Origin of the sequence: Longimicrobium sp. (assembly GCF_036388275.1) — a bacterium.
In the GTDB taxonomy this organism is placed as follows: Bacteria; Gemmatimonadota; Gemmatimonadetes; order Longimicrobiales; family Longimicrobiaceae; genus Longimicrobium.
Window position 1 is genome coordinate 67,809 of the sequence record NZ_DASVSF010000043.1, and the last position, 22,683, is coordinate 90,491.

Below are 22,683 nucleotides of genomic sequence, written 5' to 3' on the forward strand. Positions count from 1 at the left end.
GTGAGCGAGCCCTTCGCCTCCGTTCCGCACGACGCCCGCGGCCACCTGGGGCTGGTGTTCTACGAGGCCGTGCTGGGCGTGGTGGCGTACGCCTCCGCCCGCGCCGCCGCGTCGGGCCAGGACCCCGCCGCGCCGCTGGCCGAGCATCCCTTCCTGGAGGGATACCTTGCCGAGCTGGCGCCGCACCTGGACCCGGACGCGCCGTGGGACCAGGCGGTGGCGGGCGTGGGCGCCCTGCGCGCCGGGTGGGAGGCCGCCGCGGACGGTGCCTGGCTTCCGCTGCTGGCCCTGCGCGACGCCGCGCGCGGCATCGGCGACGAGCACGTGCTGGCGCTGGTGATGGCGGGGCTGATCGAGGAGGACGCCCGCTTCGGCGACGTGTTCGAGGCCGCGCAGGCACCCGGAGGCGGCCGCCGCCCCGCGGTGGCGCTGGTGCACGAGGTGGTGCGGATCACCCGGCCCGGGCTGTCGGGGGATGGATGGACGCTCTGCCGGCCGCTGCTGGAGGCCGGGCTGGTGGAGATCGCCAACCCCGACGCCCCGCGCGCCGCGTGGCAGATGAGGGTGCCGGCCGCGCTGTGGACGGCGCTGCGCGGCGAAACGCCGGCCGAGCCGCTCCCCGGTGTGCGCCACTATCCCGCGGGCTCGTTCATGCCGCTCGCCGGGATGGTGCTGGACGGCGAGGTGCGCGCCCGCCTGGTGGAATTGACGGCGCTGCTGGCGGCGGGCGAGGCGCGCGTGGTCGTGGTGCGCGGGCTGCCGGGAAGCGAGCGGCTGGAGGTGCTGGGCGCCGTGGCCGGCGCGCTGGGCCGCGGCATTCTGGAGGCGCGCCCCGAGGCCGGCGCCGGCGCCGACGTCAGCCGCGTGCTGGGGCCGCTGGCCACGCTGACCCACGCGGTACCCGTCTTTGCGCCGGACCTGGGGCCGGGCGAAACCTTCGAGACCCCCGAGTGGCGCGGCTACACCGGCCCGCTGGGCGTCGTCGCGGGGCACGACGGCGGCGTGGGAGGCACGGCCGCCGAAAACGCGCTGACCCTGAACCTGCCGCCCGACGCGCCCGCGCTGCGGCTGCTGCACTGGGAGCGGGCCCTTCCGCTGGCCGGCGGCGCGCAGCGCGAGCACCTGGCCCGCTCGCTGACCCTGGGCGGGCGCTACATCCGCCGCACCGCCGAGCTGGCCCGCGGCTACGCGGCGCTGGACCGGCGCCCCGCCGTGACCCCCGACGACGTGCGGGCGGCGGCGCGGGCCATCAACCGCCAGCAGCTGGACACCCTGGCCCAGCGCCTGGGCGACGGCGGGGGGTGGGACCGGCTGGTTCTCCACGCATCCACCCTGGACGAGCTGGGCCACCTGGAGCGCCGCTGCCGCCACCGCGAGCGGCTGCTGGAGGCGCTGTCGGACGGGTTTCCCGGCGGGCTGAACCGCGGCGTACGCGCGCTGTTCCAGGGCCCCAGCGGCACGGGAAAGACGCTGGCGGCGCGGGTGCTGGCGTCGGCGCTGGGACTGGACGTGTACCGCGTGGACCTGGCGAGCATCGTCAACAAGTACATCGGCGAGACGGAAAAGAACCTCAGCCGCGTGCTGGCCCGGGCCGAGGACCTGGACGTGGTGCTGCTGCTGGACGAGGGCGACTCGCTGATGGGCAAGCGCACGGAGGTGAAGTCGGCCAACGACCGCTGGGCCAACCTGGAAACCAACTACCTGCTCCAGCGGCTGGACACCTACAGCGGCATCCTGATCGTCACCACCAACGCGCCGGGGTCCATCGACAGCGCCTTTCAGCGGCGGATGGACGCGGTGGTCAGCTTTCACGTTCCCGACGTGGAGGAGCGGGTGCACCTGTGGCACCTTCACCTGCCGCCGGACCACCTGGTGCCCTACGAGGCGGTGGAGGACGCCGCCGCGCGCTACGAGCTGGCGGGCGGGCAGATCCGCAACGCCGCGGTGCACGCCGGGCTGCTGGCCCTGGGCCGCCCGGACGGCCGGCTGCGCGAGGCGGACCTGCGGGCCGCCATCGAGGCCGAGTACCGCAAGGCCGGTGCAAGCTTCCCCCGCCTGCGCGGCGAGCCGGCCGACCGTGGCGGAGCCATGGCGGCGTTCCTCGGCGCCATCCACTGAGCCGCGGCCGGCATGAGCGCCCCCCGCGCACCCAGGACCCTGACGCACGCGCCCGCCGCGAAGCCGACCCCGGCCTCACCGCGGGCGTCGCGGCGTTCGGCGGTTCCGGCCCGGGCGGATGCGGAGGGGACTTCTCCCTGGGCGTCGTCGACCCTGCCGTTCGGGGGAGACGGGCCGGCGGCCCCGGCGTGGGCCTCGTCGCCCGCGCCGCCGTTCGGAATGGCGCGGCCGGCCGGAATCCAGCTGAAGCCCGTCATCGGCGCGGCGGACGACCCGTACGAGCGCGAGGCCGACCGCGTTGCCGACCAGGTGGCGGGCGGCCCCGCCGCCTCGCCACCCCGCATCACCCCCCTCACTCCCGGCGCCCTCCGCCCCGTGCAGCGCGCCACGGCCGGCGACCCCACGCACCGCGGCGAGGTGAAGGAGCGCTCGCGCTCGTCCATTCCCACGGCCCTGGTGCAGCGCGCCACCGCGGGCGACCGCACGGACCACGACGATCCGGCCGTGGAGGCCGCCCCGCCCCGGGCGAACGGCGTCGTCCAGCGCGCCACGGCCCCCGCGGGACGAAAGCGCGGCGATCCGGAGATGGAGGATGCGGCGGCGCGCGCCATCGCCCGCCGCGGGCCCGGCGCGCCCCTGGTTCCCGGCGTCCGCGCGCTGATCGAAGCGCGGCTCGGGGTGGACCTGGGCCACGTGCGCGTGCACACGGACGCGGAGGCCCGGCGCGCCACCGGCGCGCTGGGCGCGCGCGCGTTCGCGCACGGCAGCGACATCTGGCTGGGCCGCGGCGAGAACCCGGCGGACGCGCGGCTGGTCGCGCACGAGGCCACGCACGTCGTGCAGCAGGGGGCGGCCGCCCAGCCGGCGGCGCAGGGCGCGGTGAGTCCGGTCGTCCAGCGCAAGGCGGCGGCGCCCGCGCCGCCCCGGGAGGACGTGGAGACGGACCCCCGGAAGCGCACCCCCGTAGCCGCGTCCGGCACGTCCGTGGCCGCCGCGGGTGCCGCCGCCCCGCCCGCGGCGCCGGCCGGCACTCCCGCCGCGGACCGTCCGGCCGCCGCGGCCGAGCAGACGGCGTCCGCCGTAGCGGCGGCGCTCGGCGCGGTAGAGGTGCCTCCCGCGGCGGTGGAATCCGCCGCCCGCGACGAGCGCGAGGTGGCGGAGCTGGAAGCGCGGGAAAAGGCGCCGGACGGAGCCGCCGAAGCCGGGGCCGCACCGGCCGCGGAGAAGGGCGACGCGGACCCGGCTACCGCCGGTGCCGCAGCCGGCGCGGCGGAAAAGGGCCAGCAGGCCCCGCGCGCGCCCACCGACGACCCGGCGTTCCGCCGGGTGCTGGGGCGCACGCGCACCGCGGCCCAACGGCAGGGGCACAACAGCGCCGCGCGAAAGAAGGCCGCCGAGGCGCAGGCCGCCGCGTCGGGACCGCCCAACGAGGTGGCCAGCCAGGCCAAGGCCGCGCAGGTGGGCAAGATGGCCGCGCAGGAGCCGCGTCCGTTCGACCGCGCGGGGTTCAAGGCGGCGCTCCTGGCCAAGGTGGCCCAGATCACCCCCAGCACCCAGAAGGACGCCGACGAGTTCAAGTCGCAGAACAAGGCCGCGTCCATCAAGGGCGCCGTCACCGGGCAGGTAAAGGAAAGCGGCGACGCGGCGCAGGGCCCCGTCAAGCAGGCGACGGAAGAAGCGCCCGACACCAGCGTGGCCACGCCCAAGGTGGTGCAGCCGCTTCCGCCCACCGAGGCCGGCGCCCCGCCCCCGCCGCTGGCCGCCGAGCAGGCCGCGCCCAAGCCCAGGGCCGAGTCCGAGGTTTCGCTGCAGGCGGAAAGCCGCGGGCTCGACGAGCAGATGTCCAGTGCCGGCGTTACCGACGAACAGCTGGAGAAATCAAACGAGCCCGAGTTCCAGGGGGCCCTGGGGGCCAAGAACGAGGCCAAGGCCCACGCCGAGGCCGCGCCCGCGGCCTACCGCGCCCAGGAGGGCGCCATCCTGGACGGCGCCCAGGCGCAGGCCCGCGACGCCGCCGCGGCGCAGACCGCCGGCATGCACGCCACCCGGCAGGACCAGCTGGGCCAGGTGGTGGGCGCACAGCAGGACACGCGCACCGACGACGAAAGGAAGCGCGCCGAGGTCTCGCAACACGTCGAAGAGATCTACGCGCGCACGAAGGAAAAGGCCGAGGCGCGGCTCACCGCGCTGGACACCGAAGTCGGCACGATCTTCGACCGCGGCGCCGAGGCGGCGCGCAAGGACTTCGAGGCGTACGTCGACGACCGGATGACGGACTACAAGATCCGCCGCTACCTGCTGATGCCCGGCGGGTCGCTGCTGTGGATCAAGGACCAGTTCCTGGACCTGCCCGACGAAGTCAACGTGTTCTACGTGGAGGGCCGCAACCGCTACATCGCCAGCATGGACGCCGTGATCGACGAGGTGTCCGTCGCGGTGGAGACCGGCCTGGCGCAGGCGCAGGCCATCATCACCGCCGGGCTGCAGGAGGTGCGCGAGTACGTCGACAGCCTTCCCGCCGACCTGCGCGGCGTGGGCGACCAGGCCGCGGACAGGATCCAGGAGAAGTTCGACGCGCTGCGGCAGACGGTGGACCAGAAGCGCGACCAGCTCATCGACTCGCTGGCGCAGAAGTACGTCGACAACCTGCAGAAGGTCGACGCGCGCATCAACGAGATGAAGGAGGCCAACAAGGGGCTGGTCACGAAGGCGAAGGAAGCGGTGCAGGGGGTGATCGACACGATCATCAACCTCAAGAACATGCTGATGGGGGTGCTGGCCCGCGCGGCCGGCGTGATCGACAAGATCATCCAGGACCCCATCGGCTTCGTGGGCAACCTGGTGGCGGGGGTCAACGCGGGGCTGTCGGCCTTCATGGGCAACATCGGCACGCACCTGCAGAAGGGGCTGATGGAGTGGCTGTTCGGCGCGCTGGCCCAGGCCGGCATCACCATGCCCGCGTCGTTCGACCTCAAGGGAATCCTCAGCCTCGTGCTGCAGGTGCTGGGGCTCACCTACGCCAACATCCGCGCCCGCGCCGTCGGCATCCTGGGCGAAGCGGTGGTGGCCCGGCTGGAGCAGGTGGCCGAGATCTTCAAGGTGCTGATCACCGAGGGCCCTGCCGGCTTGTGGAAGTGGATCCAGGACAAGCTGGCCGACCTGAAGACCACGGTGATCGAGGGGATCAAGAGCTTCGTGATCGAAAAGGTGATCACCGCGGGAATCACCTGGATCATCGGGCTGATGAACCCGGCCTCGGCCTTCGTCAAGGCGGCCAAGGCCATCTACGACATCGTGATGTTCTTCGTGAACCGCGGCTCGCAGATCATGTCGCTGGTGAACGCCGTGCTCGACAGCATGGAGGCCATCGCCAACGGCGCCATCGGCGGGATGGCGGCCAAGGTCGAGGCGGCCCTGGCCAAGGCCGTCCCCGTGGCCATCGGCTTCCTGGCCAGCCTGCTGGGGCTGGGCGACCTGGGCGACCGCATCAAGGCCATCATCCAGAAGATCCAGGCGCCGATCAACTCCGCCATCGACTGGGTGATCCACCAGGCGGTGAAGCTGGTGAAGGCGGTGGGCGGCCTGTTCGGCGGCAAGGGGAAGAAGGAGGACGACAAGAAGGACGAGACGGCGGACCCCGAGCACGACGCCAAGGTGGAGGTGGGGCTGGCCGCGGTGCGCGCCACCGAGGCCAAGCTGGTGAAGGACGACAACATCTCGCGCAAGGAGGCCGAGCAGGTGGCGGCCACCGTAAAGGCGCAGCACCCCATCTTCAAGAAGCTCGAGGTGGTGGATGGCGGGGACAAGTGGAGCTACCACTGGGAAGCCAGCCCCGGCGGCAACGTGCCCACGGGCGTGGGCAAGGCCGAGGCGGCGGGCGACATCATCTACGTCTCGGTGCTCAGCGCGCCGCCGCCGCACTCGCGCAGCGCCATCGGCGCCATGCCCGCGATCTCGCCGGGACTGAGCGCCGACTCGATGCACAAGAGCGCACCCAGGGTGTTCGAGCAGGAGGTTGGCGTTGCGCTGGCGGACGACCAGGGACTGCCGCACCCGCAGGCGTATACGCCCTCGGGAGCTTCGAAGAGGGACAACATGCCGGGGCTGACGAACACCACCACCCGGCTTCCCCCGGCCCCGGTACTGGCCCACGACCCAAAGGCCAACCTGGGAGGCGGGCGGAATTCCGACGACATGTACCGGCGTCCGGACTGGGTGCTGTTTTCCCCCAACGGACTGCCCCAGCTGGAGGTGTTCGAAGTCACCCTCGACGCGGCCTTCCGCATTCCCGAGGGTGGCCGCGACGCGAGCCCGGGGGCGCCGGCGCACAAGCGCGTACAGGTGGCGGCCACCGTCTTCGCCCTGGCCACCCGGTACCCGAACGTGCCGATCATCTACAACATCCGCGCGTCGAAGCCACCCTCGCCCGAGGCAAAAGCGCACCTCGAACGCGAGATCGCGCAGCTCAAGAAGGGGAACGTGGACGTGCAGATCATCTGGCGCATGGGATAACGGGCACCGGGGAGAACGATGAGCACGCGAACAAACCAGACCCTCTCCGCCTTCCTGGGCCTCGCCCTGATTGTGGCGCTGGCGTACGCCGTCTACGCCGCCCTGCGCCTGGGTGCCGGGGTGTTCGACGGAGTCGACCGCCAGGCGACGGTGATCGTCGCCACCGCCGCGCTCGCGCTGCTGCTGGCGGCGTGGATCGTCGCGGGCGGCCTGTATGCCGTCGCCCGGCGTGACGAAAAGACGCAGCGGCGGGCCTCGCGCGCCGCCGCCTACGAGGCCGTCCTGCAGTCCCGCTCAGGCGCGGTGGAGGGCGTGTTCGCGGTGCGCGGGGCCGTGGTGCCGGCCGACGATTCCGCGCCGCCGCAGCCGCTGCTCCTGCTGAACGCCAGCCCGGCCGTGCTGGGCGCGTACGCCCGGCTGCGGCGCGCCGAAGCGTCCGGCGGCGAGGCGCGCGACGAACTGGCGGAGCTGATCCGCGCCATGCGCCACGACCTGGGCCAGCGTGCCCCCGACGCGTCCCTGGCGGACCTCGCGGAGCTGGCCACCCCGCCCGGCCGCGAGCGGGTGGGCTGAGATGCCGACGGGGCGTGGGACGAAGGTGAATCGATGGCCGCGGGGCGAACGCCGCGCGGACGCGGGATCTGACGTGGAGACGATGAGCGGAGCTGCGTTCCGGTGACCGATACGGCGAAGGCCCGCCGCCCGGCGAAGCAGCCGGATGGCGCGTCCCCCGCGCCCCACGCGCCCGCGCCGCAGACGACGGCGCCGGCGGCGGAGCCGGCCGCGCCCGCGTGGGCCGCGGCCAGCGTGGCCGCGCCGTTCTCGCTGGGCCTTCCCGTGCAGCGCAAGCCCGTCATCGGCCGCGCGGACGACGCGTACGAGCGCGAGGCCGACGCCGTGGCCGACCGCGTAGCCGCTCGCAGCACCGTCGCCGCGCCGCTCAACATCTCCCGTGTCACCGCCGCCGCGCTCGCCCCGCCGGTGCAGCGCAAGTCGCCCGGCGACCGCACCGATCACGACGACGAAAAGCGCCCCGACGGCGGCGGCCCCGGCGTCGTCCAGCGCCAGGCGGAACCCGGGGACGACGAAAAGCGGGACGATGCGCCCGCGCCGGTGCTGACGAAGCCGGTCGACGGCGTCGTCCAGCGTGCCGAAGACGAGGACAAGCCCGACGAGGCGCCCGCTCCCGTCCAGACGAAGCCGGTGGATGGCGTCGTGCAGCGTGCTTCGGAGGATGAGAAGCGTGAGGACGGTGCCGCGCCGGTCCAGACGAAAGCGTTGGATGGCGTCGTCCAGCGCGCTTCGGAAGATGAGAAGAAGCCCGACGACGAGCCCGCGCCCGTTCAGACCAAGCCGGCGGACGGAGCTCTCGGCCAAGGGGTAGACGATGAAAAGAAGCCTGACGATGCACCGTCTACCGTGCAGACGAAGCCGATCGATGGCGTCGTCCAGCGAGCTCCCGAAGACGAAAAGAAATCCGAGGGAGAGCCCGGTCCCGTGCAGGCCAAGGGAGCACCAGGCGGCCTCGCGGGCGGATCTCCCGCCATGCGCGACGCCGCGGGTACGGCCATCGCCACACGCGGGCCCGGGTCGCCGCTGCCGCGCGCGACGCGCGGCACCCTGGAATCCGGCATCGGCGTAGACCTGCGCGACGTACGCGTGCACACCGGCCCCGCGGCCGAGCAGGCGACGCAGCAGCTCCGCGCACGGGCGTTCACCCACGGCAAGGACATCTGGCTGGGCCGCGGCGAAAGCCCGTCCGACACGCGGCTGATGGCGCACGAGGCGACTCACGTCGTGCAGCAGGACGGCGTCGTCCGCCGCGCACCGGTCGCGCCCGCCGCGGAGGTAGCGGACCAGGAAGCCGAAGACGAGCGGCGCAGGCGGGAAGAGGAGGAAGAGCAGGAGGAGCAGGAGGAGCGCGGAAGCCCCCGCGCCACGGCTCGGGCCGCGCAGCGGGAAGTATCCACCGGGCCTGGGGCCCCGCGCCGCGAAGAGCCGCGGCGCCTCGGCGAGCCCGAAGCCGCCTCGGCGGGTGCAGCGCCAACGGCCTCCCCTGCAACAGGGCCCGCAGCACCCGTCGCGCCATCATCCGACGAGACTCCCGGCACTCCGCGCGCGCCCGCTCAGGCGGAACGTCGGGTCGCCGCTGCTCCCGCCTCCACCGCTCGTGACACGGGCATCGGGGACGTCCCCGCACCCGGCTCACCCACTCGCGACGTCGCCACGCCAGCCGCGGACGCTGCGGACTCCACGGCGCTCACCGTCCCGCGGTCCGCCACCCCCACCCCGCGCCGCGGCATCCTGGATCGTCTCCGGGGGATGCTCTCCCCCCGCCTCCGAGGCCGGACGGCGGCTCCAGGTGCAACGGAAGCACGGCCGGGCGCGGGTCCCGTTCCATCCACCACGTCAGCCGGACCGGCACCGGCCCCCCGTGCGGCCTCGCCGGCGCCATCCGGGGACGCCGCCGCACCCGTAGCCTCCACCGTATCCGGAGCGCCCTTGGCGGCTGCCGCGACGATGCCGGCCACCGCGCCCGGCGCAACTGCCGGCACCAGGCCCGCAACGGATCCGGCTACGGCCGCACCGACTCAGGGCGCGGCTGCCGTGACCACGCCCGGGACGGCTCCCACCTCGGCCGCGGCCACACCAGGACCGGCCGCGGCTACGACGCCCACGACGCCCACGCCAGCTCCCGGCGCGGCGCGCACCGGCCCGCCTCCCGGAGTGCGGGCGCTTCCGATTCCGTTCACCCTCGGGGGGCGCCGTCCCGGCATTCCCGTGGGGGCCACGCCCGCGCCTGGCCAGGCTCCCGCAGCGGGGCCCGCGGGAGCGCTGGCGGGCGCTGCCGGCCCGGGCATGGGCCCGGCCGACGCACTGGCGGCAGCATTGCCCGGCGCCGCAGCCCCGGACGTCGCGGGAGCCGTGGCGGGCGCGCCGGGTGCGCCAGGCGCGGGCGCGGTGGTTCCGGGTGCGGAAGGCGCACCGGCCGCCGGTGAAGCCGCGCCGGCCTCACCCGCCGACAAGACCTCCGACGCACCGGAAACCGCCGCCCAGGCCGCGGCCGGAGCCGCCGATGCGCAGCGCACGGCCGGCGCGGCCGGGCCCGGCGGCGCCACCGCGCTCGAGGGTGGACCCGCCGGCCCGGCCACGGCCACGGCCGCGGGACCCGCGGCGGGACCCGCGCCCGCCGGTGCCGAAGGCGGCGGAGCCGCGCCCGACACGGCGGCCCCGGGAGGACCGGAAGGGCAGGACGAAGCGGCCAGCGGCGACGAAACCGCCGCGCGCATGGCCGCCGCCCAGCCGGAAAGCGATCGTGCGGCCGAAGCCAGCGCCGACGAAGAGGCAGCGGAATCCGGGGGTGAGGCCCCCGCGGCGCCGTCGCTGGGCGGAGCCGCGGACAGTGCGGGCGAAGCCGAAGCCGCTCCCGCGGAAGCGGACACCGAGGCGCCAGAAGCCGCCGCCGACACCCCGGTGGAAGCGGCGCCCGCCCCCGCGGCGGACACGGAGCCCGGAGCCGCCGCACCGGCGGAAGCGGCGGCGCCCGAAGCGGATGCCGGGGCCGAGCCCGCACCTGCGCCGGTCAGCGAGGAGCTGCCCCCGGCCGAACGTGACGCCGGGCTCGGCTCCATCGGCGAGTCGGGCGGCGGCGCCGAGTACGCTGGCGGCGGGGGAGGCGGCGGAGGCGCCGTTCCCGAGCCGCCCGAGCCGACGGTGCCGTCCGTACCGCAGAATGATCCAGAGTCCGCCCTGGCGGCCGTCAGCAGCCTGCCGCCGGCACAGATGGCGGGTGCGCTGGGCCAGGTGTCCGCCGCCGCCACCGGCAGCGTGGGCCAGCAGCGCCAGGCCCTGGCCGCGGCGCCGCCCGAGCTGCAGCGCCCCAGCGGCGCGCCCGCCACCCGCGGCGCGCCCGGCGCCGCCGACGCCGCGCCGCCCCCCGCCGAGGGCGCCCCCCGGCAGGTGGCACGCGCGCCGGAAGGCACTCCCGTGCAGACGCCCGCGCCGGAGCCGCTTCCCGCGCCGCCGCCTTCGCCCACGCAGCGCGTGGCTACGCCCGAGGAGCCGGCCGACGTGGCCGCCTCGCTCCGCCGCCTGCCCACCACCGACCCGGGGCTGGAGGTGGACGCCGGCGCGCCGCCCCGGGTGGCGCTGGAAGGCAACGCCGACCCCGCCCGGGCACGCGAGCAGCGCGCCGAGCTGCAGGCCGGCATGGTCCAGGCCCGGGCCGACGGCCAGCGCGACCTGGCCCAGCCCATGGGCGAGGACGAGATCTATCCCACCGTACCGCCCGAAACGCTGCGCGCGCAGGTGCCCGCCGGTGGCGCCGCGGGCGAAGGGGGAGCGGCGGGCGCGGCAGGCGGGGCGGACGACCCCGCCGTCGCCATCATCGCCCAGCAGGAGCGCGGCGACCAGGTACGCGACGCCGCGCTGCAGGCGCGCACCGCCATGGCCACGCAGCGGCAGGACCACGCCGCACGTGCCACGGAGGAGCGCGCCGCCTCCAGCCGCGAGGTAGCCCGGCTGGAGCAGGAAAGCGCCGCCGAGCAGACGGCCGAGCGGGCCACGGCCCGTCGCGAGGTGCAGGCCCAGCGCGAGCAGTGGAGCACCGAGCAGCAGACGCTTTCCGAAAGCGCCCGCACCGAGGCCGACGGCGTGGCCGGGCGCGGCGAAGCCGACATCCAGGCACAGCGCACCTCGGCCGACAGCCAGGCCCGCGGCCACCTGGAATCCGGCGCGGCCGAAGCCGCCACCGTTCGCCGCGACGCCCAGGCGCAGGCGGCGGGCGAGCAGCGCCGGGGCGAGCAGGAAGCCGAGTCGGGCGGCGTGTTCGGCTGGCTGCGGAGCCGGGCCAGGGCCTTCTTCGACGGGGTCAAGCGCAGGATCCAGGAAGGGTTCGAGCGCGCGCGGTCGGCGGTGCGCGGCCTGATCGACCGGGCCAAGCGGGCCGCCATGGCCGTGATCGAGACCGCCCGCCAGGCCATCGTATCCGTGATCCGGGGCGTCGGCGCCCTGCTGATCGCCATAGGCGACCGGGTGCTGGCCGGGTTCCCCGCCCTGCGCGACCGCTTCCGCCGCGCCATCCGCGAGCGCGTCGCCGCCGCCGAGGCCGCCGTCAACCGCATGGCCGAGCGCCTCAAGCGGCGCGCGCAGGCCGCCCTGGATGCCTTGGGCGCGGCCCTGAACCGTGCGCTGGCCGCGCTGGAGCGCGGGTTCCTCGCGGCGGTAGACGCCGTGAACCGGGCCGTAAACGCCGCGCTGGACTTCGCCAGGAACGCCGTAGCGGGGCTGGCCGCCTTCGCGGCGCTGATCCGCGACATCGCCGCCGGGCCGGGGCAGTGGATCAGCAACCTGGGCGCGGCCATCGTCGACGGCATCCGCAACCACCTGTGGCGCGCCTTCAAGGAAGCCGTCAAGGGATGGTTCAACTCCAAGCTCGAAGAGGTGCTGGGGCTGGGCACCGCCATCTGGGGCGTGCTGCGGCGCGGCGGCATCAGCCTGGCGCAGGTGGGGCGGATGGCGTTCCAGGCGCTGAAAGCGGCCATTCCCGCCGCCCTGGTCACCATTCTGCTCGAAAAGCTGGTGGCCATGATCGTCCCGGCCGCCGCGGCGGTAATGGCCATCGTCGAGGGGCTGCAGGCGGCGTGGGGCACCGTCAGCCGCGTGATCACCGCGTTCGGGCTCTTCTTCGCCTTCCTGCGCGCGGTCAAGACGGGCAGCGCCGGGCCGCAGTTCGCCTCGGCGCTCGCCGCGGCGGCGGTGGTGGTGATCGACTTCACCGCCAACTGGCTGCTGCGCCGGCTGATTCGCCCGGCGCGCGGCGTGGGCGGGCGCATCCGGGCCATCGCGCAGCGCATCATGGCGCGCCTGCGGCGGGTGATGCAGCGCGTGGGGCGGGCCGTCCGGCGCGGCATGCGGCGCGTCCGGCGCGGGATCAGCCGCCTTCGCGCCCGGTTCGGCCGCCGCCGCGGAGGACGGCAGAACGCGGCGCAGCGGCGGCACGCGCGCGAGCGCCACAACCGCGAGCGGCTGGACCACGCGGTGAGCGTGCTCCGCCCCCAGATCAACTCGCTGCTCTCCCGCCGCGTGTGGAAGCTGCGGCTGCGCGCGCAGCTCGCCCTCTGGCGCGCGAGCTACCGTATCCGCCGCCTCGTCCTCAAGGGCGGCGGGGGCACGCTCGCGGTCGAGGCCGGCAACAGCTTGGGGATCGACGTGGTGACCGGCGTCATGGAAGGCGAAAGCCAGCGCGTGTACCGGATGGTGCGGGAGATCGCCACCGACCTCATGCGCCAGCCCGGCACCCGCGAAATGGCCCGGCAGATCCAGGCCCAGCGGCAGGCGTCGTTCCCCGGCGGGGCGCGGGGGACGACCGCCGCCACCCCCGTGGTCCTGCCGCCGAGCATCCCGGCGCAGAGCCTGGACATCCTGCAGAACCGCCCGCCCGGTTTCCGCAGCCACTACACCATCGGCGGGGGCATGCACAGCTCCGCGTTCACCGAGTTCCGGGGCAGGGGGACCACCGCGGGCAGCATCCGCGTGCAGTCCCCCAGCATCGGGGGCGGATCGTATTCCGACATCCTGACTCGCGTGCCTACGCTGGCACCGTCCGGGGGCGCGCCGTCGGGCCTCAGTCCCGCGGTCGCGGTCGCGCTGACCACCTTCCAGCAGCGCGGTATCCTGCCTCCCGGAGTGCCGTTCGGGGCGCAGGCGGCTCCCATGGCGGGCGCGCTTACCAGGCTGGCCGCGGTGGAGGGCGCGAGAGATCCAGGGTACCTGGTGATCCGCGCCGCGACCATGCACGGCATGCGCGAAGGACTCATCACCCCGCAGCAGGCGCTCATCGACCTCAATCCCATGGAGCGCGCCACCCTCCCCGGCCAGCGCCCCGGCGCGCCGCGCACGGCGGCCGAGATCGCCCGGAGGCAAATTCCCGGCGCGGACTTCCGGTACGGAACCCCGCTTTCGGGAGCCATGGCAACGGCTCTCCCCGGCGAAATGGAGCGCTTCCTGCGCGTCGAACGCGATGCGATCGTCCGCGCGGTGCTGATGCGCCTGCAGACCACCAAGCCGCTCTTCAACACGGAAAGCGACCTGCGCACCTACATCCGGCGGGAGCTGCAGGACGAGCTTGCCCGCATCGTACGCAACGAGTACCCCACCTGACGAGCACCCAATGACTCGAATTCGGCTCCTGCTGCCTTTCTGGATGAACGACGCCAATGTCGACGCGGTGGCCCAGCACCGCGGCTGGCCCTTCGTGGAAGCCCGCCCGGCGACCGAGGCCGCGCGGGAGGCGATCTGGATGACGGCCGATCAGCAAACCTTCATCAACTACGTCGCCGATTTTGGCCTTCAGCTTCACTACGTCGTCGTGCAGGGCCAGGAGGCCGAGGAGGTGGCAGGCGAGCTGGAGCGCGAATTTCCGGTGATCGGCCGCGAGGCGGTGCTGGGGATGGTTGCGGCCGCGGACACGCGCGACACGCTGATCCACGCCATCTACCACATCGCGGCCGCCGCCAGAGAGGACCGTGAGGATCCCGAGCTGTTCGCGGCCATCGAGCGGCTCTTCGCCCATCCTGAAGCCGACGTCCGCCGGGCCGCGGTGTTCGCGTGCACGTACGCCGCCTGGCCGTCGTTCCGCGAGCCCCTGCGGCGCCTCGCCGAGCAGGATGCGGACGCGGACGTCCGCGCCATCGCGCAGGCCACCCTGGACTCGCTGACCAGCCACGCCTGGCAGGGTGGCTGAGCGCCGCCCTGCCCGCTTCACGACCCGGGCGCCGCCCCACGCGACGCCCTCTCCAAGAACAGGAATCCCATGACGCCCACCGCCACGCTCGACACGCCCGCTTCCGCGCTCGACGACTTCCTGGCGCCCCCCGCGCCCGAGCCGCCCCCGTCCACGCTCCACCTCGACACGCTGCCCCCCGCCTCGGCCACGGTGGGCTACGGCGAGCTGGGGACGGGCGGAAGCCTGGGCTACGAGGGCAAGACCGTCACCGTGCAGCGCACCGCCTACTCGCACGCGCTCTCCACCCATCCCCCGGCCCGCGTGCGGTGGGAGCTGGATGGCGAGTGGAAGACGTTCCGCTGCCAGGTGGCGCTGAACGGCGACGTGCCCACCGGGCGCTCGCACGCCGACTTCCAGGTGTACGCCGACGGCCGGCGGGTGGCCGAGGAGTACCGCGTTTCCGCCGGGGCCCCGCCGCGGGCGCTGCAGGCCGACATCACCGGCGCGCGCACGCTGGAGCTGGTGGCCACCACCACGCGCTGGGCGTCGTCCCACGCCGTCTGGCTGAACCCCGAGCTGGACCGCGCCGCGCCGGCCGCGGACGTGCCCCTGCTCGACTGCCTGCAGCGGGTGCACATCCATCCCCCCGCCGCGCCCATCGTGGCCCGGCGCTGCATCGCCACGGTGGTGTCGCCGGGCTTCGAGGCGCTCCTCGACGACCTGCTGGGCTCGGTGGTGGCCAACGCCGGGTGCCCCGACGCGCGGCTGGTGGTATTCGCGGTGGATCCCGACGCCGCGTGCCGCCGCATCGCCGCCCGGTACGGCGCCGAGGTGGTGGAGTGCACCCGCAAGGCGCACGTGAACGCCACCGTGAAGAGCGTGATGTACTCCACCCCCCGGGTGATCGACGCCGAGCAGTTCATTTGCCTGGACGCCGACATGCTGGTGCTCGACGACCTCGATCCCGTCTTCGCCGCCATCGACGCCTGCGCCCCGGGCGCCATCCTGGCCTGCCGCGAGGCCAACGGCTTTCACTACGACGACGTCGAGCACGCCGTGATGTCGGTCTACGGCGGCCGGCCCGGCGACCTGGCGCGCATCATGGGGCGCGACGGCGGCGAGGGGCGCGACCGGCTGGTGGTGAACGACGGCATCTTCGCCGGCAGCCGGGGGGCGCTGCAGGCACTGGATTCCCTGCTCCGCGAGTGGCGGGGCGCGCCACGCTGGGTAGACGAGCGAAAGGACATCTGGTGGCGCAACCAGGCGGTCTTCAACCTGGCCATCGCCCACCTGCGCTGCGGCGTGGAGCTGGACGCCGTGTACAACGTGCAGATGAACAACCAGGAAGTGGAGATGGCCTGGGAAGACGGCCGCGCCGCCGCCCGCTGGCAGGGGCGGCGCGCGCGCGTGCTTCACTTCAACGGCCTGGGCCGCCACAAGTGCCCCGAGTGGCGCGGCCTCTTCGCCAGGGCGGGCGATCCCGTGACGGGCGCGGGCGGGGGCGATGGATACGCGGCGTTCGTCGCGGCCCTGCGCGGATGGGTGGGGCGCTACGGCCAGCGCGCCCTGGCATGGTCGTTCTACGGCACCGCGGACGGATTGAACGGCAAGGTGCGCGATCCGGGAACGTTTCCGCTCTTCGGCCTGCTTCACTACCTGGTGAAGTCCAACGGCTGCGCCCGCGTGCTGGAGACGGGCACCGCGCGAGGCGTTTCCGCGGCGTGCCTGGCCTCGGCCGTGGCGCACCGGCGCGGCGCGGTGGTGGTGACGGTGGACAGGGAGGCGTTCGCGCAGCGCGACGATCTCTGGGCCGCCCTTCCCCCCGCGGCCCGCGGCTGCATCCAGCCGCGCACGGGAGATTCGCTGGAGGAGCTGGATGCCGCCATCGAGCGGGGGGAGCGGTACGACGCAGCGCTGCTGGATTCACTCCACGAGGAGGAATACGTCTACGCCGAGTTCCAGCGGGCAGTGCAGCTCGTCTGCCCCGGCGGGCTGATCCTGTTCCACGATGCCTTCCTGCCGGGAGCGACGGTGGATCGTGCGCTGCTGCGCATCGAGGCCGACGGATACAACGTCACCCGGCTGTGGGGCGCCGAGTGCGGCTTCGCCGAAGACGACGGGCAGGGCTTCGCCCTCGTCGTGAACCGGCGCCGCGCGGGCGCCGGCGCGCCGCAGTGACCGCGCGCGCGGCGGTCGGCATCGCCGTCCACGCCGAGCCGGCGCGGTTTCGCGCCACGCTCGACGCCGTGCGCGCCACCGTTCCCGCATCCACCGGGATCGTCGCCGTCCCCGACCACCCCGACGGCGAGACGGAGATGGCGGTGCGCGGGGCCGGCGTGCGCGTCCTTCCCGCGCCCGAATCGCCCGGCGGGGCGGCGTGCTTCAACCGCCTGCTCGGCGGCACCGACGCGGACGTCTGCGTGCTGCTGGAGAGCGGCTGCATCCCGGCGGACGGATGGCTGGAGCGGCTGCTGGACGGCCTTGCCGCCGACCCGCGCAACGGGCTGGCGGGCCCGTCCACCAACCGCTCGTGGAACGCGCAGGGCGCCGAGCCCGCGTGCGGCCCGTCGTCCCAGGCCATCGCCTCGGCGGGGCGGCGGCTGGCGCAGCGGCACGGGGGCGACACGCGCACCCTGGAGCCGCTCTACTCGCTCGCCGACTTCTGCTACGCCGTGCGCCGCGAGGTGTGGGACGCGCTCGGCGCGGCGGACGAGGGGTTCGGCGCGGGGCCGTGCTGGGAGATGGAATACAACGCGCGCGCCGCCCGGGCGGGGTGGCGCGGGGTGTGGGTGCCCGCGGCGTTCATCTGGCGCGCCCCGTTCACCGCCCGCCGCGCCCGCGACGACCGGCGGCTGTTCGATGCCAGCCGGCGCCGCTACCAGGACCGCCTCTGCGGCCTGCGGCTGCGGGGAGATGCCGCGCGGTACGAGACGCACTGCCGTGGCGACGCCTGCGAGCACTTCGCCCCGGCGGCGCTCGTGCAGATCCGCATCGATCCGTCTCCGGTGCCGGTGGTGGCGGATGAACGGCCGGCCACGGCGCCCCCATCGCCCGCCTCGGCCATCGTCCGCTCCCCTGCCCCGCCCACTTCGTCATCGGGAGGTGTGGGCGCGCCGATGGTCAGCTGCATCATGCCGACCGCGGGAAGGCCGGAGTTTGCGCTGCAGGCCATCGGCTACTTCCTGGCGCAGGACTATCCCCGCCGCGAACTGGTCATCCTGGACGACGCGGGGAGCGGCCTGGCGGAGCGCCTCCCGGACGATCCGCGCATTCGCTACGAGGCGCTGCCCGCCGGGCGCAGCATCGGCGCCAAGCGCAACTGGGGCGTGCAGATGGCGCGCGGCGAGATCATCGCCCAGTGGGACGACGACGACTGGTACGCGCCCGGGCGGTTGAGCGCGCAGGCGGCGCCCATCCTGGCGGGCGATGCGGACGTGACGGCCCTGCGGGCGGAAGTGTTCTTCGACCTGGAGCGGTGGGAGTTCTGGAGCTGCACCGACCTGCTTCACCGGCGCCTGTTCGTTCACGACGTGCACGGCGGGACGCTGGCGTATCGGCGCAGTGTGTGGGGCACGAAAGCCACCTATCCCGCCGCCTCGCTGGCCGAGGACGCGGCGTTCCTTTCCCGCGCCGTGCGTGGCGGCGCGCGGCTGAAGCGCATCGACACGCCCGGGCTGTTCGTGTACCTGCGCCACGGCGCCAACGCGTGGAAGTTCGCCTGCGGAAAGCACGTGGACGCCTCCGGGTGGCGCAGGATCGGCGAGCCGCCGCACCTGGGCGAGGCGCGCGCCTTCTATCTCGCCCGCTCGCCCGCCGCGCCCGGCCGCGGGCCATCCCCGGTCGTCCGCGTCGATCGACGCGATCCACCCGGGCGCGACAGCCGCGAAGAATGCGACGGGGTGCCGCTCGTCTCCTGCATGATGGTGACGGCGGACCGAAGGCGCTTCGTGCCGCACGCCATCGACCACTTCCTGCGGCAGACCTGGCCCGCGCGAGAGCTGGTGATCGTGGACGATGGCGCGGATTCGGTGGAAGACCTGGTTCCCGCCGACCCGCGCATCCGCTACCTGCGCACGGCGCGCTCGCCCACGCTGGGGGCCAAGCGCAACCTGGCGTGCTCCCTGGCGCGCGGAAGCCTGCTGGCGCACTGGGACGACGACGACTGGATGGCGGACACGCGAATCGAGGCGCAGGTGTCGGCGCTTCAGAGGGTGGACGCCGAAGTGTGCGGGCTGTCGACGGTGCGCTACTTCGAGCCGGTAGAGGGGCGTGCGTGGGAGTTTCGCTGGGCTGATCGCTCGCGCCGGTGGGTGGGCGGCAACACGCTCCTGTACCGCCGCGCCGCGTGGGAGCGGCGCCCCTTTCCCGAAGTGAACGAGGGCGAAGACACGCGGTGGGTGTGGGCGCTTCCCTCGGTCGTGTCGGTCGCGGACCCGTCCATCTTCGCCGCCCTGGTGCACGCCGGCAACACCAGCCGCAAGCAGACCCGCGGCGCAAACTGGCACCCCATCCCGCTGGACGTCATCAGGACGGCGATGGGCGCCGACTGGTCGCGCTACGCCGCATCGCACGAAAGCCGGCGACTCGTCCCGGCCTGACGAAAGGCATCACGCGGAGGCGCGGAGAAACGGAAGAGCCGCGGAGGAAATCCCTCCGCGGCTCTCCGTCGTCCTCCGCGCCTGTGCGTGAAACCCATCGCCTGCGGAGATCAGGCCTCCACGAGCTCGCGCTTCTTGCCCTTCTTGTCCTCGCGCCTGGCCTTGAGGACGACGGTGTCGGCGTCCAGGTGGTCGTCGCCGCAGGCGTGGACGTATTCCTGGTAGGTGCCCAGGTAGTCGCGGATGCCGCTGGGGCTGATCTCCACCACGCGCGTGGCCAGCTGGCTGACGAACCAGCGGTCGTGCGACACCAGGATCAGCGTGCCCTCGTACCCCTGCAGCGCCGCCACCAGCGCCTCGATGGACTCCAGGTCCAGGTGGTTCGTCGGCTCGTCGAGCACCAGCACGTTGGGCTGCTCCAGCGCCAGGCGGCTGAACACCAGCCGCGCCGCCTCGCCGCCGGACAGCGCGGAGAGGCGCTTCTCGCCGTCGTCGCCCGAGAACAGCATCATCCCCAGGTGGCCGCGCACGAAACCGCGGTCCTTGCCGGGGCAGTAGTTCCACAGCCACTGCTCGGCCGTCTGCTCGTCGCCGTCCAGCTGCTCGTGGTGGTCCTGCGCAAAGTAGCCGCGGTGCGCCTCGTAGCCCCACTCCACGGCGCCCTCGTCGGGGGGCAGGTCGCCCATGACGATCTTGAGCAGCGTGGACTTGCCGATGCCGTTGGGCCCCATGATCACCAGGCGGTCGCCCTTGTTCACCAGCAGGTTCACGCCGGGGAGCACCTCCTTGTCGCCGAACGCCTTCTTGATCCCCGAAATCTTCAGCACCTGCTTGCCGCTTTCGCGGCGCGGCACGAAGCGGAACTTGGGGTAGCGCCGCGAGCTGCCGGGAAGCTCCTCGAGCTCGTCGACCTTGCGCTCGATCATCTTGAGCTTGCTCTGGGCCTGGCGCGCCTTGCTGGCCTTGGCCTTGAACTTGTCGACGAACTTCTGGTGGTGCGCGATCTCCTTCTGCCGCCCTTCGATCTCCTTTTCCTTCCGCTCGCGGTCTTCCACCTTCTGCACCAGGAAGTCGCTGTAGTTGCCCCGGTACATCGTCACCGTCTGGTAGTCGACGTCCAGGATGTAGGTGGAGATGTTGTCCAAAAAGCGGTGGTCGTGGCTGATCACCGCCACGGGCCCCTCGAAGTCCTGGAGAAACTTCTCCAGCCAGCGGATGGAAAGGATGTCCAGGTGGTTCGTAGGCTCGTCCAACAGCAGCACGTCGGGCGAGCCGGCCAGCACCTGGGCCAGCAGCACGCGCAGCTTGAAGCCGCCGGAGAGCGTGGACAGGGGCTGCCGGTGCACCTCGGCCGGCAGGCCCAGCCCCTCCAGGATGGTGGCCGCGCGCGCCTCGGCGGTGTAGCCGTCCAGCCGCTGCACCGTTTCTTCCAGCTCGCTGAAGCGGTCGGCGTCGAAGTGGATGTGCGCCTGGGCCAGCAGCGCTTCCTTGGCCACCATGGCGTCCCACAGCTCCGGGTGCCCCATCAGCGCCACCGCCAGCACCTCCTGGTCCTCGTACAGGAACTGGTCCTGGCGAAGCACCCCCAGCCGGGCCTGCTTGGGGATGGAGACGCTGCCCTTGCTGGGCTCGCCGTCGCCGCTGAGAATGTTGAGCAGCGTGGTCTTGCCGCACCCGTTGGCGCCCACGATGCCGTAGCGCTCGCCCGGGTTCAGCTGAAAGGCTGCACCGGCGAACAGCACACGGTCGCCGAAGGACTTTTCGAGATTGGTTACGGAGATCATCCCCCAATATAACCAGGAACGGCCCCGTTCTGAACCCTTCGGAGAAGACGAAAGGACGCGCCGCGGGCAGCGAATGCCCGCGGCGCGTCCTTTCGTTCCAGCCGGCCGCCCGTCAGTCGGCGGCCGGGCGGGTCAGCTCCCGGCGCGCGCCAGGGCGCGGACCGAAGCGGCGAGGGCACGCACGCGCCGCGCGTCGGCGCCGCGGGCCTGGCCGTCGACGTAGCCGGCCAGGCGGTTGAGCACCGAGCGCCGCTCGGCGCCGGCGCCCATCGCCTCGGCGCGGTTCAGGTCTTCGGCGATGCGGGCGACGGCGGCGGTGGAAACCCCGCGGCTGCGCACCAGCTGGTCGAGGTAGGCGCGCGACACCACGAAGGCGGCGGGCCACTCGATGCGGGTCTGCATCTGCGGGTTCCACTGCTCCATGCGCACCAGCTTGGCCGCCTCGAGCTCGTTGTGCGACAGGTGCATGCTGGTGCCCAGGCGCAGCACGTCGATGCCGCGGTTGATCTCGGTGCCGTAGATCAGCCCATTGTACCAGTAGGCCGACCAGTAGCCGCCCAGCACCAGCGACTCGGCCATGGGGCCGCGGTCGAAGAAGGCGATCTCCACCGGCTTGGCGGGATCGCTGAAGTCGAACACCGAGATGCCCCCCTGGTACCACGCCTGCACCATGATGTCGCGCCCCGGCACCGGCACCAGCGAGCCGTTGTGGGCCACGCAGTTCTCCTGCGCCGTCTGGGGCGCGGGCAGCTTGTAGTGGCCGGCCGGGCGAAGCTCGCGGTTGGCCAGGGTGAAGATGGCGTTGGAACCCCACAGCGGCGGGTCCGTCGCGCGGCAGCGGGGGCTGGCGCCGCCGCCCCACTCGTCGGTGAAGATCACCGTGCTGGCGTCGTTGTTGAACGTCGCCGAGTGCCAGTACGCGAAGTTGGGGTCCGTCACCTCTTCCACGCGCCGGGGGTTGGCCGGGTCGCGGATGTCGAGCAGGATGCCGTTGCCGGAGCACGCGCCCGCCGCCAGCCCCACCTGCGGGTAGACGGTGATGTCGTGGCACTGGTTGGTCTGCGAGGTGGTCTGCGTTCCCGCCCCGTGCGCGCCGCCCTGCCACAGCCCGGCGATGTTGCCCGTCTGCGGGTCGGCGAAGATGCGCGGCGCGTTGACCACCCGGGCCTGCTGCGGGTTGGCGAGCGGCACGCGGATCACCTCGATGCGGAAGTACGCGCTGGCGGTGTCCTGCGGTGAGCGCACGCACCCGGCCAGCTCGCTGGGCGAGCGCGCCACGCTGGTGCCCTGCACGTACACGTAGAGGGTGCCCGCGTCGCGCGGGTCCGGCACCAGCGTGTGCGTGTGCGAGCCGCGGCACGTCTGCACCGACGCCACCTGGCGCGGCGCGTCGATGTTGGTGATGTCGAAGATGCGCACGCCGCGGAAGCGCTCCGTGCTCACCGTGTCCCGTACGCCCTGCCCGCCGCAGTCCACCCGGCCGCGCGTTTCCTCGACCGAATAGAAGAGCAGGTTGCCGTACACCGACACGTCGCCCTGGCCGCCGGGGCACGCCAGCGTGGCGCGCACGCGGGGGGCGTCGGGGTTGGAGATGTCGTACACCTGCAGGCCGTGGTAGCCGCCGGCGAAGAGGAGGTTGCCCCGGAACGCCATGTCCGAGACGGCGAACGAGAAGTTGCCCGAGTCGGCCGGGTCGAAGAAGCCCGCCGGGCGCTGCGTGTTCGACACCAGCTCCATGTTGCGCCCGGCCTGGCCGGCGTCGTTCCACCCCGCGGTCAGCCCCACGCGCGGGTCGTTGGCGGCGGAAGACCCGCCGCCCTGCGCCTCCGCCTGCGCGGCGGAAAGCAGGCCGGCCGCGACCAGGGCGAGCCGGGCCATCGATTGGAGTTTCATCCTCGGTGATCTGGGGTGTGGGTTACGTGCGTGACGCGTCTCCGTGCGGAGC

9 protein-coding genes are annotated in these 22,683 nt (G+C 73.6%); 7 read left to right on the plus strand and 2 right to left on the minus strand.

Features of this window, described 5'->3' with window-relative positions; all coding sequences use genetic code 11:
- From VF632_RS09370 to VF632_RS09400, 7 genes are all read left to right on the plus strand, one after another.
- A complete protein-coding gene (locus tag VF632_RS09370) occupies positions 1 to 2,118 on the plus strand; it encodes an ATP-binding protein (protein ID WP_331022614.1) in 2,118 nt (705 codons plus the stop codon).
- Positions 2,119 to 2,337: 219 nt separating this feature from the next.
- Positions 2,338 to 6,630 carry an eCIS core domain-containing protein gene (locus tag VF632_RS09375; RefSeq protein WP_331022615.1) on the plus strand — a complete coding sequence of 1,431 codons (4,293 nt, stop codon included), beginning with the start codon at positions 2,338 to 2,340 and terminating at the stop codon, positions 6,628 to 6,630.
- Positions 6,631 to 6,648: 18 nt separating this feature from the next.
- Entirely contained in the window at positions 6,649 to 7,203 is a 555-nt protein-coding gene (locus tag VF632_RS09380; RefSeq protein WP_331022616.1) for a hypothetical protein, read from the plus strand.
- A gap of 102 nt (positions 7,204 to 7,305) precedes the next feature.
- On the plus strand, positions 7,306 to 13,791 hold the full coding sequence (locus VF632_RS09385) for an eCIS core domain-containing protein (protein WP_331022617.1): 6,486 nt from the start codon (positions 7,306 to 7,308) through the stop codon (positions 13,789 to 13,791).
- A gap of 10 nt (positions 13,792 to 13,801) precedes the next feature.
- Positions 13,802 to 14,374, plus strand: a complete 573-nt coding sequence (locus tag VF632_RS09390) for a hypothetical protein (RefSeq protein ID WP_331022618.1) — start codon at positions 13,802 to 13,804, stop codon at positions 14,372 to 14,374.
- A 69-nt stretch (positions 14,375 to 14,443) separates the two neighbouring features.
- Positions 14,444 to 16,534: an NPCBM/NEW2 domain-containing protein gene (locus tag VF632_RS09395; protein ID WP_331022619.1), complete on the plus strand. Its 2,091-nt coding sequence runs from the start codon at positions 14,444 to 14,446 to the stop codon at positions 16,532 to 16,534.
- A complete protein-coding gene (locus tag VF632_RS09400; protein ID WP_331022620.1) occupies positions 16,531 to 18,954 on the plus strand; it encodes a glycosyltransferase in 2,424 nt (807 codons plus the stop codon). Before VF632_RS09395 ends, VF632_RS09400 begins: the two co-directional genes overlap by 4 nt.
- Positions 18,955 to 19,064: 110 nt before the next feature.
- On the opposite strand, the gene abc-f is transcribed toward VF632_RS09400, so the two are convergent.
- A complete protein-coding gene (gene abc-f / locus VF632_RS09405) occupies positions 19,065 to 20,738 on the minus strand; it encodes a ribosomal protection-like ABC-F family protein (protein WP_331022621.1) in 1,674 nt (557 codons plus the stop codon).
- Positions 20,739 to 20,870: 132 nt separating this feature from the next.
- Positions 20,871 to 22,631, minus strand: coding sequence for a hypothetical protein (locus tag VF632_RS09410; RefSeq protein WP_331022622.1), 1,761 nt, complete (start codon positions 22,629 to 22,631; stop codon positions 20,871 to 20,873).
- Between the last annotated feature and the right edge of the window lie 52 nt (positions 22,632 to 22,683).

Bases quoted from the DNA above. Each gene is read 5' to 3' on its own strand.
- VF632_RS09395 (WP_331022619.1), top strand. From the start codon at position 14,444: ATGACGCCCACCGCCACGCTCGACACGCCCGCTTCCGCGCTCGACGAC.
- VF632_RS09410 (WP_331022622.1), bottom strand. From the start codon at position 22,631: ATGAAACTCCAATCGATGGCCCGGCTCGCCCTGGTCGCGGCCGGCCTG.
- VF632_RS09390 (WP_331022618.1), top strand. From the start codon at position 13,802: ATGACTCGAATTCGGCTCCTGCTGCCTTTCTGGATGAACGACGCCAAT.
- VF632_RS09380 (WP_331022616.1), top strand. From the start codon at position 6,649: ATGAGCACGCGAACAAACCAGACCCTCTCCGCCTTCCTGGGCCTCGCC.
- abc-f (WP_331022621.1), bottom strand. From the start codon at position 20,738: ATGATCTCCGTAACCAATCTCGAAAAGTCCTTCGGCGACCGTGTGCTG.
- VF632_RS09375 (WP_331022615.1), top strand. From the start codon at position 2,338: ATGGCGCGGCCGGCCGGAATCCAGCTGAAGCCCGTCATCGGCGCGGCG.